A 12,320-nucleotide genomic window follows, 5' to 3' on the forward strand; every position below is an offset into this window, starting at 1 on the left:
GGGGTGGGGGCGCGGACGCCCTTTCCTTCAGCGGTGCGAGATCCACCGCGCCGGAGATCGCCGCTGCTGCCGCGGCGGAACGTGCTGGACGGGAACCGGGTCGAGTCACGCCGTCCAGTCTGTCACGTTTCGGGGGTAGCTCGCCGCCCGGTCAGGACAGTGCGGGCTCGGTTTCGCGCGCCGCGGAATCGGAAAGCTCGCCGAGGCGGCCTGTGCGCACCGCCCAACGCTCGAAGACGACGGTGCCGAACGGCGGGACACTCGAGACCAGCGCGAGGAAGGTCGTCTTCAGGTCCCACTTGAGCGACCACGCGGTTGCGAGCGCGACGACGACGAACAGCGTGAATCCGGCGACCCCGTGCACCATGCCCGGGATCCGGATGGCCTCCTCGTGTCCGAGCACCCACTTGAAGAACATCGCGATCAGCAGGGCCAGCCAGGTGATCGCTTCCCAGATCGCTACGAGCCGGAATCGCTTCGCGGGGGTGGACAGGTCGAGGAGGTTCGTCATGGTCGCCATTGTGCCCGAGTCCTACGACGACCCGTCGTTGCCGTGAGAGACATCACCGTCCCGCCCCGGTGCGCCGGGACGGTGACGGGTGTAAAGCCACTGCACCTGTAAAGGACGCTGCACCGGCCGGCGCATCCCCGTGGGCGATAAACAGGTACCTCACGCGGGTCATTCGACCGGTGCGGGACCTTTCGCCCCACGCGACCATATGTCCTGCCAATGCGCTGCCACCCATCGCGAAATCCGGGTTCTCCACTGCTCCGACACCGCTCGCCGACGCACTTCGGACCGGCCCTTCGCATGACCGCACGGAAGGGACTTGCACCGATGACGACGATCGCGACGACTGGCCGGCTCCTGGAGCCCCACGATGTGGGCGGCGGTGGCGCGCAGGAGGGGCCAGGAGTCCACCACCGGCCGACACTCGTGCATCGGCGGCATTTCCCGGGTACCAGCGTGCAGGCGCGACTCCTGTCCCGATCGGTCCGGATGACCCTGCGTCCCGTGCTGTCACTGTGGGCGCGCGCATCCGCCCTGCCGTGGCCTGCCGACTTGATCGACTCGGTGGGAAATCTGTTGCCGCCGATCGACGGCACCCGATGCCGGCCCGCGCAGCTCCCGAACTGCGAGGGACTCTGGGTCGAAGCCCCCGACGTCGGTTCCGACCGCGTCGTCCTCTACCTGCACGGCGGCGCTTTCCTGTGCTGCGGAGTCCGCACCCACCGGCGGCTCGTCTCGCGAATTTCCGCCGAGGCGCAGGCGCCCGTGCTGATGGTCGACTACCGCATGCTGCCGGCGCACTCGATCGACGACGCTATCGACGACAGTGTCGACGGTTACCGCGCGCTGCTGGCCGCGGGCTGGCGTCCCGAGCAGATCGTGATCGCAGGCGACTCCGCGGGAGGCTACCTGTCGTTCATGGTGCCGCTGCGCCTCCGCGACGAGGGTCTCCCCGCGCCGGCCGCGGTCGTGGCACTGTCGCCGCTCACGGAGTTGGATCCGGGTCGCAAGCTGGCTCACCCCAACGCGGATCGATGCGCGCTCCTGCCGGTCAGCGCCGCGGCGGAGCTCTTCAGGCTGGCCCGGAACATCGAGGCACGGAAAGCCACGGACCCGGGCGCGCAGGCCCGGATGTGCCCGGTGGATCACGATCTTCGCGGCATGCCCCGCACGCTGATCCAGGTGGGTTCGGACGAACTGTTGCTGCCGGATGCCGAAGTGATGGCAGAGCGGCTGGCCGAGGCCGGCAGCGAATGCGACCTGCAGATCTGGGAGCAGCAACTGCACGGGTTCCAGTCGGCGGCAGATCTCCTGCCCGAGTCCAGGCGCGCGATCACCGAAATCGGCCTGTTCATCCGGCATGCGGTCCCGGACGGACAGTTCGACGCGGGGCGTCCGGGTGACTCCTTCGATTCGTGACCGCGAGGCAGTGCGGGCAGCGCAGCGCCCGCGTGTCGGATGACAGGTCGCCCGGGACGCGTGGTCTCAGGCCCGGCGAGCGGCGAGACCGGTACTCATTGCTCGCCCCTGGTCGGCAGCCAGTCGAGGACGGTCCGCATCGCGTTACCGAAATAGTCCGGCGCGGTGATCGGCCAGTCGTGGCCTCCCGCGACCGTGAAGACCGGTGGTCGGCCCAGGGAATCCCGGAGCGCTTCGAGACGTGCACGCGTGATCAAGCGGTCGCCGCGGCTCCACACCAGTGACACCGGCAGGGGTCGTGCGGCGATCCGGTTCAGCTCGGGTACCAGGTACCCGCCCGAAGTGACCGGAGCGCTGGGCCGGATCGGCCGGGGATCTCGGACGCTGTTGCAGATGGTGGCCGTGTGACGTGGCAGGACGGTCGTGGCACGCATCCGGAGCGGCAGGGACTTCCTGTCACCGACCTGGGACCCGGCACTCCTGATCTCCGGCCACGGCCCTCCGCCCACCGAGTTCACCAGGACGAGGCGTGCAACGCGATCCGGATCCGCGTCGGCGGTCTGGATGGCGATCGCTCCCCCGAACGAGTGCCCGACGAGAGTCACGGGACCGAGATCGGCGGCGTCCAGGAACCGACCGAGCCAGGCAGAGCAGTCCCGCAACGTCCGTCGATCGAGTGGACGGCCCGCCACTCCAGCGAAGCCCGGTATCAGCGGGGCGTAGACACGGAAACGGCGGGCAAGCCGTTCGAGGGCGTGACGGTACGTCAAAGGTGTCGATCCCCCACCCGGAACGAAGACCAAGGGAGATCCTTGTCCGAGCACGCCACACACCCCCGTCCCGGCGTCGAGTCGAACAGTTGTCCAGGGCATCGCCGCAGGGTGATCGGCGGCTGGGGTGATCGGCGAGAGGTGTCGGTGCTGCATCGGGTCGGCCTTCGATCGAAACGGTGAGGCGAGTCACACGATGCCGTCACCGCCGCGCGGAAGCGACGGCCGAAATACCTGGAGACATACCTGTATCTGCAGGTTCCCGGTGCCTAGTCGTGCGACTGCTCCGCAACCCAGGCCGCGACCTGTGCCCGGGAGGTGAATCCGAGTTTGGCCAGGATGTGCTCCACGTGACCCTGTGCGGTGCGCGGGGAGATCACCAGGCGACGGGCGATGGCCTGATTCGTCAGGCCTTCCCCGATGAGGTCCGCGACCTGGCGTTCCCTCTTGGTCAATCGCGCCGGCTCATCGGTTCTCGACGGGGAGGCGGCCGGTGGTCGCTCGTGGAGGGCGTAGGCGATGGCCGCGTCGAACCCGAGTTGCTCACCTTCCCGATGGGCGGCCTCGAAGGCCCTGTCGCCGAGTGTCTCCCGGGTCCTGCGGGCACATTCGTCGTGGTGGACAACCAGTGTCGAGTGAATGATCGGAGAGATGCCGACCTCCTTCGCCAACCCGTCCGCGGCGCCCATGAGAACGGCGGCCCGACGCGCATCGCGTCGGTCGAAGCTGATCCAGGCCAGCGCCTCGAGGCAGGCTGCCACGTTGTGGGGATTGCGGACCTGCCGGGAAATCTGCAGTGATTCTTCGAGGATCGGGACCGCTCGATCTGCGTCACCCTGCTGCCACAGAACAACTCCGAAGGCGAACAGCGAATACGTTCTGTAGATCTTCTCCCCGTGCATTCCGGTGATCTCGAGGGCCCGCTCGTGGCATTCGATCGCCTGCTCGGTCAGTCCGGACAGCCCGTAGGCCGTCGCAAGTGCGACCAGGGCGGAGATCTCGGACGCCCGTTCTCCGCATGCGCTGAACCCTGCACGGGCGGATTCGAACTGGGAACACACATGTTCGAGATCACCGCTGAGGAGACCGAGCGTGCCTTCGGCGAAGGACACGTACGCGCGGATCAGGGGGTCGGTGGTCTGCGCGGCGAGCATGCGTCCTTGCTCGACGAGCGCTGCCCCGACGGGGAAGTCCCCCAGGAAGCCCACCACCACGCTCGCCGTGTAGATCGCCTTGACCCATTCGAAGGTGAGTGGGCCGCTGTAACGAGCCAGCAGCCGGTCGTACCAGCGCCACGCCTCGCTGTAGAGGCCCTGGGAGGTCCAGAACCTGAACAGCGCGGCGGCGATCCGCAGCCCCGCGGCAGGATCGTCCTCGAGACTGAATTCGAGGGCCTCGCGCAGGTTCGGTTGTTCCTGTTTCAGGCGGGCGATCCAGTCGAGCTGACGGGCGCTGATCCAGTCGGCTTCCGCCTCCAGCGCCATCGCCTCGAACCGGTCCCGGTGCCGGCGACGCACGGCCACGGCCTCACCGGACTGCTCGAGCTTCTCGGCGCCGTAGTCCCGCAGCGTCTCGAGCATCCGGAATCGCACCACCGACCCGGTTTCCTCCCGGATCAGGATCGACTTGTCCACCAGGGAGGTCAGCGTGTCGAGGACCTCCCCCGCCGCCAGACCCTCGCCGCACACCTGCTCGGCCGCGTCGAGGTCGAAACTGCCCGCGAACACCGACATCCGGCCCCACACCAGTTGTTCGGTTGGGGTGCACAACTCGAAACTCCAGTCGATGCACCACCGCAGGGTCTGCTGCCGCGTCGGCACACCCCGGCTGCCGCGGGTCAGCAGGACGTAGCGGTCGGTCAATCGCTCGAGGATCTGCTCGGGCGACAGCGCCCGCAATCGGGCCGCGGCCAGCTCGATCGGGAGCGGTAACCCGTCGAGCCGGTGACAGATCCGTGCAACCGTCGCCGCGTTCTCCTCGGTGAGCGAAAAACCCGGCACGGCGGCTGCAGCCCGGTCGACGAACAACTTCACCGCATCGAAGCGGGACAGCGCCCGTACCGAGGTCGGCCCCTGCTCCGGGTCCGGCACCGCCAGCGGAGGAATAGCCAGCACCGCCTCCCCGCCGAGCCCCAACGGCTCACGGCTGGTGGCGAGAACCCGCACTCCCGGACACCGTCGCAGCAGCAACTCCACCAGATCGGCGACCGCGTCGACCACGTGCTCGCAGTTGTCGAGCACCACCAGCATCTGCCGCGGGATCAGGAACTCGACCAGCACCTCCCACCTCTGCCTGCCCGACTGATCCCGCAGCCCCACCGCCGCGGCCACCGCGTCCACCACCGCCGCCCCGTCGTTCAGCTCACCGAGCTCGACCAGCCGCACCCCGTCGGCGTAGTCGCGCTGCACCGCCGACGCCACCCGCACGGCCAGCCGCGTCTTGCCCACCCCGCCGATCCCGGTCAACGTCACCAGCCGCGAACCGGTCAGCAGGTTCTTCGCCGCGGTGAGCTCGTCCCGGCGGCCGACGAAACTGGTCAGATCCAGCGGCAGATCACCGGTCGCGCCCGCCGGAACGGACACCGCGAACCCACGGCCCGGCGGTACTCGCTCGGCATCCCCGAGTGACCCGGGTCCTCCGACCCCGCCCTCGCTCTCGGTGGGCAGGGCCATCTCGTCGACCGGGAAACCGTGGTGGCGCTGCAGCAGCCGCAGCTCCTCGCCGAACTCGGCGGCCGTGGCCGGACGCTGGTCCGGGGTCCGGGCCATCGCCCGCGCAATCAGGGCGGACACGTCCTCGGGGATCCCGTGCTCCCGCAGGTCGGGTACCGGTTGCGAGGTGATCCGCAGGAACTGCGCGACCACCTGCTCCCCGCTGAGCCGTTCGAACGCGGCGTGGCCGGTCAGCGCACTGAACACGGTGGCGCCGAGACCGTAGACATCGGCCGCCGGGCCGGGCGGATCCCCGGCCAGCACCTCCGGCGCGGTATAGGCCGGCGACCCGGTCACGGTGCCGGTGGCGGTGCGGAAACCGCCGGCGACCTGCGCGATACCGAAGTCGGCCAGCTGGGGTTCGTCGTAGTCGGTGAGCAGAATGTTCGCGGGTTTGACGTCGCGGTGCACGATCCCGAGGCGGTGCGCCGACTCGATCGCACCGGCCATCTTCACCCCGAGCCGCAGGGCCTGATCCAACCGCAGCGGACCCCCGAGGCGGATCCGCGCTTCCAGGGACCCGTGCCGGTGGTACGGCATCACGAGATAGGGGCGGCCGCTGCCGGTGGTGCCGACCTGCAGGATGTGGACGATGTTCGGATGCCCGGTCAGCCGGCCCATCGCCTGTTGCTCCCGGAAGAACCGCGCCCGGTTCTCCTCGTCGAGATCGACGGTGAGCACCTTGACCGCCACCGTGCGATCGAGGCCCGTCTGGGTGCAGCGGTAGACCGCCCCGAACCCGCCGCGTCCGATCACCTCGACATCATCGAAACCGGCGCCGGCCAACTCCCCTGCCGGGTCGGCCGGGAACCTCTGTGTGTCGACCGGATCCGCGTCGCTCATCGGAACGTGCTACTCACTCCGCCGACTCGCAGTTCCCGCGTGCCGGTCCCGACGGCTCGACCGGCGCACGTTCCCTCCGTGACGCCACCTCCCGAGGCGTGCTCTTCAGGATATAGCCACGTGCTGGTCCGCCACGGGCCTTCGACAGCCCGGAACGGCGGAGGACCTCCGGCGGTCGGAGCCGTGAGACTCGTCACGCCGAAGGTCCTCATCCGGAGCGCACGTCGTGTGCCCTCCGCAGCCTTGTGGAAGCCGGGAACTACGCCTTGGGCACGCGCACGATCAGGGCGTCACCCTGACCGCCACCACCACACAACGCGGCCGCCCCGACCCCACCACCGCGACGCTTCAGCTCCAACGCCAGGTGCAACGCGATCCGCGCCCCGGACATCCCCAACGGATGCCCCATCGCGATCGCCCCACCGTTGACGTTCACCTTCTCCGCATCGATCCCCAACTCCCGCGCCGAGACGATCCCCACCGCCGCGAACGCCTCGTTGATCTCCACCAGATCCAGCTCGGCCGGATCGATCCCCTCCCGGGCACAGGCCTTGGCGATCGCCCGCGCCGGCTGCGACTGCAACGTCGAATCCGGACCGGCCACCACCCCGTGCGCCCCGATCTCCGCGACCCACGACAATCCGAGTTCCTCGGCCCTGGCCCGGCTCATCACCACCACCGCCGCCGCCCCGTCCGAGATCTGCGAGGCCGAGCCCGCCGTCACCGTCCCGTCCTTCGCGAACGCCGGCCGCAGCCTGGCCAGCGACTCGACCGTCGTCTCGGCCCGGATCCCCTCGTCGGCGGCGAACTCGACCGGATCACCCTTGCGCTGCGGGATCGACACCGGCACCACCTCGTCGTCGAAGACCCCGTCCTTCCACGCCCGGGCCGCCTTCTGATGCGAGGCCGCCGCGAACGCGTCCTGTTCCTCCCGCGAGACGAACCGCTCCCCGCTGTTCGCGGACTCGGTCAGATTCCCCATCGCCTGATCGGTGAAGATGTCGTGCAACCCGTCGAAGGCCATGTGATCACGCAGCGTCACATCCCCGTACTTGAACCCGGCCCGCGACTTCTCCAGCAGATGCGGCGCCTGCGACATCGACTCCTGACCACCGGCGACGACGATCTCGAACTCCCCGGCCCGGATCAGCTGATCGGCCAGCGCGATCGCGTCGATCCCGGACAGACACACCTTGTTGACCGTCAACGCCGGCACATCCATCGGGATGCCCGCCGCCACCGCGGCCTGCCGGGCCGGGATCTGCCCGGCGCCGGCGGTGAGCACCTGACCCATGATCACGTACTCCACCTGCTCCGGGGCGACCCCGGCCTTGGCCAGTGCCCCCTTGATCGCGATACCACCCAGATCCGACCCCGAGAAATCCTTCAACGCGCCCTGCAAACGGCCCATCGGGGTACGGGCACCGGCAACGATGACTGAAGTGGTCACGGGGAATTCCTCCGAGGTCTCGAGGAACAGCAGCCTGGCGCGTTCCTGGGGTTGTGCCGGAAGCGACCTCCCGGCGTGATCTGATCTAACGTTAGCGCTACCGTCTAGAACATGACTGAGTCGTCCTCCCATTCCCCCGCAACCGGCGCCGTGCTGGCCTCCGGCCTCGTCACCGCCATCGATCACGTCGGCATCGCGGTGCCCGACCTCGACGCCGCCCTCACCTGGTACGCCGAGAACCTCGGCCTGGTCTCCACCCACGAGGAGGTCAACGAGGAGCAGGGCGTGCGCGAGGCGATGCTGTCGGTGCCCGGTTCCCCCGAGGGTTCCACCGCGATCCAGCTCCTCGCACCGCTGAACGAGAACTCGACGATCGCGAAGTTCATCGACCGCAGCGGCCCGGGACTCCAGCAGCTCGCCTACCGCGTCAGCGATCTCGACGCCGTGTCGACCATTCTCCGTGAGCAGGGTGTGCGGCTGCTGTACGACGCACCGCGCCGCGGAACCGCCGATTCGCGCATCAACTTCCTGCATCCGAAGGACGCCGGTGGTGTGCTCGTCGAGCTCGTCGAGCCGGCCGCCGACGTTCACCACTGAGTCCTCGACGCGGCGCTTATCACAACGCGGGATCGCCCGCCGCCCGAGCCTCACCGACCGGGTAGATTGACGCCATGGTCTTCGATCGCGATCGCACCCCCAGCCATCTCCCGTTTTCCATCGTGCGCAAGGGCTTCGACCGCGACGAGGTGACCAACTACTTCGCACGGTTCGAGGCCGAGCTGCGGGTGACCGCGACCGACCGGGACGCCGCCGCGGCTCAGGCCCGCGACCTGTCCCGTCAGCTCGAGAACGCCCGCAACGAGATCGACGAACTGCGCAGGGACGTCGATCGGTTGTCGGTGCCTCCGACGACCGCCGAGGGGATGAGCGATCGCATCTCCCGGATGCTCCGGCTGGCGTCCGACGAGGCGTCCGAGCTTCGGGCGCGCGCGGAAGCCGAAGCGGCGGAAATGATCTCGCTCGCCGAGCAGGAAGGCATCCGTCTGCGCGGCGACTACGAAGCGAAGATCGCCGAGCTCGAGCGGCGGCGCGTCGCGTTCGAAGAGGAACATGCGGAGACGATGGCCGCGGCACGCGCCGAGGCCAATCGCATCATCGCCGCCGCCGAGGCGGAACGCGACCGGCTCGCCGCGGAAGCCGAAGCCAAGCGCGCACAGGTCCAGCAGGACTTCGAGATCACGATGGGCGAGCGTCGGTCCAAGCTGCTCGGTGCGCTCGACGAACTCGAGCGCACCAGCAAGGCCGAGGCCGACCGGCGCGTCGAGCAGGCGACCCAGGAAGCCGCACGACGTCTCGCCGTCGCGACCGAACAGTCGGAGCGCAAGATCGCCAACGCCCGCGATCTCACCGAGGAGCTGCGCGTGCTGCGCAGCCGGATCCTCACCCAGCTCGACGGGGTACGCGAGCAACTCGAATCCGTTCCGTCGATGCTCGCCGCGGTCACGCGGGAAGGCGAGCTGCTCGACCGCGACGGGCAGTCGACACAGGACGACCGCACCGACCGAGCGGAAGCCGACAGCGCAGGGTCGGACGATGCCGAGGCTTCGGCCCCCGAGTCGACGGCGAACAACGACCGGTCCGGCGACGAAACCGAGCGGATGCCGGCAGTGGCGGGCGATCGGGGTCGTTCCCCCGCGGTCACCAGCAAGGCACGCAGGTAGCCGAATCGCGCGTGTTCGACCCGCGTCCGGCGACTACGACCAGCGTCTCGTCGGACTGCGAGTCGCGCGTCCCGACCAGCATCCGGTGTGCCAGTGCCGGCGGTCGTCCGCGCCACCGAGCGCATCGGTCGACCAGGCGACCACATGCGCGGTGCCCGGCGCGATCTCGTGGTCGCATCCCGGGCACCGATACGACTTGGTCGCTCGCGACCCCGGCACCGTGCGTACGGTGAACCGTTCCGACTCGGCGCCCGCCGGCCCGTACTCGGTGCGGACGGTCGCGGACGCGTGCAGGTTCTGCCCGCGTTGCCGCGGCGGCTGAGCTCGGTTGCGGCGCGGCATGATCAGAACAACCGAAACTCGGTGCTCTCGGTTCCGCGCAACGCCTCGTAGTCGAGGACGAGGCAGCGGATGCCCCGGTCGGTGGCGAGAGTCTTGGCCTGCGGTTTGATCTGTTGCGCCGCGAACACGCCGGTCACCGGCGCCAGCAGCGGATCCCGGTTGAGGAGTTCGAGATAGCGGGTGAGCTGTTCGACCCCGTCGATCTCGCCGCGTCGCTTGATCTCGACCGCCACCGTGCCGCCGTCCGCGTCCCGGCACAGCAGATCGACCGGGCCGATCGCCGTCGGGTACTCCCGTCGGATGAGCGTGTACCCGGGGCCCAATGTATGGACGTGCTCGGCGAGCAGCTCCTGCAGGTGCGCCTCCACACCGTCCTTGATCAGGCCCGGATCGACGCCCAGTTCGTGACTCGAATCGTGCTCGATCTCCTCGATCGTGATGCGCAGTTGCTCACCTGCCTTGTTGGTGACCACCCACAGAGCCTCCGCGTCCTCGGTCGGCTCCTCGGCCATCCAGCACGGCGGGCTCATCCAGTTCAGCGGCTTGTAGGCACGGTCGTCGGCATGGACGCTCACCGAACCGTCGGCCTTGACCAGCAGCAGGCGTCGCGCCGTCGGCAGGTGTGCCGTCAGGCGTCCGATGTAGTCGACTCGGCAGCGGGCAATCACTAGGCGCACTCCTGCCACCCTAATGGATGCCCCGTGCCACGCACTAAACGACTAGTCTCCAACGACTATGCCCGTACGCCGTGCAAGTGACGCGCCACTCGGTTCCCCGATCCTCGGTGAGCCCGCCGAACCGGTTCGGCGGCAACGCATCCGAATCCAGACCCTGTTGACCTTCTCGCTGCTCGGCACGCACTTCCTCGGGGCGGCCATCGCCGCCGTGCTGATCAACGTGGTGGTCCCCGGCCCGACGGTGCTCACCCGCGAATTTCTCGTCGTCGTCGCCGTGATCGCACCCGTCTACGTACTCGTCGCGATGGTCGTCGGAACGGTGCGCGGCACCAGGCTCGGACTCGAGCAACTGCGCTGGGCGCTCGACGACCGGCCCCCGACCGACACTCAGAAGCGGGCTGCGCTCCGCCTGCCGTGGCGGCTCACCCTTCAGCAGGGAACGCTCTGGTTCATCGGATTGGTCCTGTTCACGACGTGTTTCGGCATCGTCGATCCGACGACGATCCCCAAGGTCTCCCTGACGATCACCCTGGCCGGTCTGACCGTGTGCGGCTTCGTCTACCTGTTCGGTGAGTTTGCGTTGCGCCCGGTAGCGGCCCGCGCACTCGAAGCGGGTGGGCCGGTGAACCGACGGCCGGCGAGTGCCGGCGGCAGATTCATGCTCGCGTGGGGACTGGGCAGCGCCGTCCCGATCGTGGGGCTGCTCCTGGTCGCGGTGTTCAGCTTCATCCGGCCCGTCACTCCCACCCGGTTCGCGGTGACGATCCTGACGATCGGCTCGATCGCGCTCGTCGTCGGTGCCCTGCTGATGTGGCTCAGTGTGCGCGCGAGCATCGCGCCCATCGAATCCGTGCGGGCCGGCATGACCCGAATCGAGCAGGGCGACCTCGACACCAGGGTCGTGGTGTACGACGGCACCGCCCTCGGCGAACTACAGGCCGGGTTCAATCGGATGGCCGAAGGACTGAGCGAACGCGAACGACTGCGAGACGTCTTCGGCCGGCACGTCGGACGCGAGGTCGCGGCGGCCGCGCTCGCCAATGCAGATGTCCTCGGCGGAGAAGAACGGGATGTGGCGGTGCTGTTCGTCGACATCATCGGTTCCACTGCGATGGCCGCGAGCCGACCGCCGGCCGAGGTCGTCGCGCTGCTCAACCGGTTCTTCGAGGTCGTCGTCGACGAAGTGCACCGCGCCGGCGGCTTCGTCAACAAGTTCGAAGGCGATGCCGCCCTGGCAATCTTCGGCGCACCCGTCGAAACCGACGACGCTGCCGGCTCCGCCCTGCGCGCCGCCCGCGAGATCGCCCTCCGCATCCTCACCGAGGTCCCCGAGTGCCGAGCCGGCATCGGCGTGGCCGCCGGACGGGCGGTCGCCGGGAACGTGGGGGCACGGGAACGCTTCGAATACACCGTGATCGGTGATCCGGTCAACGAGGCGGCACGGTTGTCGGAGCTGGCGAAGTCGGTCCCCGGAAGGGTCGCAGCCTCCGGGCGCGCCGTCGATGCCGCGTCGGATTCCGAAGGCGCACTGTGGACTCCGCACGATCGGATCGCTCTGCGCGGCCGCGCCGAAACGACGATCGTCCACATCCTCGCCCACCTCTCCGAGTGAGGGGGCAGATCGCCGTAGATCCGCGGGTGAATCCCAGCGACACACCGGCAGCCGGACGCACACTGTTGGTCACCGGCCGGGACCGGAACACCCGGACCCGGGAAAGCCGAAGACCCCCACCGGAATCGGTGGGGGTCTTCGGTAACGGGTGTTCGGCGGTGTCCTACTCTCCCACACCCTGTCGAGTGCAGTACCATCGGCGCAGACAGGCTTAGCTTCCGGGTTCGGAATGGGACCGGGCGTTTCCCTGTCGCTATGGCCGCC

10 protein-coding genes, 1 rRNA gene and 1 pseudogene are annotated in these 12,320 nt (G+C 68.8%); 4 read left to right on the forward strand and 8 right to left on the reverse strand.

The window, feature by feature from the left end; all coding sequences use genetic code 11:
* Both M1M07_RS33160 and M1M07_RS30640 read right to left on the reverse strand, forming a co-directional pair.
* A pseudogene (locus tag M1M07_RS33160) lies at window positions 1-118 on the reverse strand (co-chaperone YbbN); the annotation flags it as partial.
* Window positions 119-151: 33 nt separating this feature from the next.
* A complete protein-coding gene (locus M1M07_RS30640) occupies window positions 152-511 on the reverse strand; it encodes a DUF3817 domain-containing protein (protein WP_197255305.1) in 360 nt (119 codons plus the stop codon).
* A 489-nt stretch (window positions 512-1,000) separates the two neighbouring features.
* Between M1M07_RS30640 and M1M07_RS30645 the strand changes: the two genes are divergently transcribed.
* Window positions 1,001-1,930, forward strand: coding sequence for an alpha/beta hydrolase (locus M1M07_RS30645; protein WP_231611303.1), 930 nt, complete (start codon window positions 1,001-1,003; stop codon window positions 1,928-1,930).
* A gap of 95 nt (window positions 1,931-2,025) precedes the next feature.
* Here the strand turns inward: M1M07_RS30645 and M1M07_RS30650 are convergent, their stop codons facing one another.
* The 3 genes from M1M07_RS30650 to M1M07_RS30660 all read right to left on the reverse strand — a co-directional run bounded on the left by M1M07_RS30650 (window position 2,026) and on the right by M1M07_RS30660 (window position 7,704).
* Entirely contained in the window at window positions 2,026-2,733 is a 708-nt protein-coding gene (locus tag M1M07_RS30650; RefSeq protein ID WP_282582475.1) for an alpha/beta fold hydrolase, read from the reverse strand.
* Window positions 2,734-2,969: 236 nt separating this feature from the next.
* Window positions 2,970-6,254: a protein kinase gene (locus M1M07_RS30655; protein ID WP_248676575.1), complete on the reverse strand. Its 3,285-nt coding sequence runs from the start codon at window positions 6,252-6,254 to the stop codon at window positions 2,970-2,972.
* A 259-nt stretch (window positions 6,255-6,513) separates the two neighbouring features.
* Complete coding sequence (locus M1M07_RS30660) at window positions 6,514-7,704, reverse strand: acetyl-CoA C-acetyltransferase (RefSeq protein ID WP_248676576.1); 1,191 nt, start codon at window positions 7,702-7,704, stop codon at window positions 6,514-6,516.
* 111 nt (window positions 7,705-7,815) lie between these two features.
* On the opposite strand from M1M07_RS30660, the gene mce reads away from it, so the two are divergent.
* Together mce and M1M07_RS30670 are read left to right on the forward strand one after the other, a co-directional pair.
* Window positions 7,816-8,301, forward strand: coding sequence for a methylmalonyl-CoA epimerase (gene mce / locus M1M07_RS30665; protein WP_197255316.1), 486 nt, complete (start codon window positions 7,816-7,818; stop codon window positions 8,299-8,301).
* A 74-nt stretch (window positions 8,302-8,375) separates the two neighbouring features.
* Window positions 8,376-9,425, forward strand: a complete 1,050-nt coding sequence (locus M1M07_RS30670; RefSeq protein WP_197255318.1) for a hypothetical protein — start codon at window positions 8,376-8,378, stop codon at window positions 9,423-9,425.
* 33 nt (window positions 9,426-9,458) lie between these two features.
* Here M1M07_RS30670 and M1M07_RS30675 read toward each other — a convergent pair whose 3' ends face one another.
* The gene (locus M1M07_RS30675; RefSeq protein ID WP_231611306.1) at window positions 9,459-9,767 is read right to left on the reverse strand and encodes an ATP/GTP-binding protein; all 309 of its coding nucleotides are present in this window, start codon (window positions 9,765-9,767) and stop codon (window positions 9,459-9,461) included.
* Window positions 9,768-9,769: 2 nt separating this feature from the next.
* The gene (gene nucS, locus M1M07_RS30680; RefSeq protein WP_197255320.1) at window positions 9,770-10,444 is read right to left on the reverse strand and encodes an endonuclease NucS; all 675 of its coding nucleotides are present in this window, start codon (window positions 10,442-10,444) and stop codon (window positions 9,770-9,772) included.
* Window positions 10,445-10,502: 58 nt separating this feature from the next.
* Here nucS and M1M07_RS30685 point away from each other — a divergent pair, with 58 nt between their 5' ends.
* A complete protein-coding gene (locus M1M07_RS30685) occupies window positions 10,503-12,056 on the forward strand; it encodes an adenylate/guanylate cyclase domain-containing protein (protein WP_197255322.1) in 1,554 nt (517 codons plus the stop codon).
* Window positions 12,057-12,206: 150 nt separating this feature from the next.
* On the opposite strand, the gene rrf is transcribed toward M1M07_RS30685, so the two are convergent.
* Window positions 12,207-12,320 (reverse strand): 5S ribosomal RNA (gene rrf / locus M1M07_RS30690); the annotation flags it as partial.

This window comes from Rhodococcus sp. HM1, assembly GCF_023218075.1.
Taxonomy (GTDB): domain Bacteria; phylum Actinomycetota; class Actinomycetes; order Mycobacteriales; family Mycobacteriaceae; genus Rhodococcus.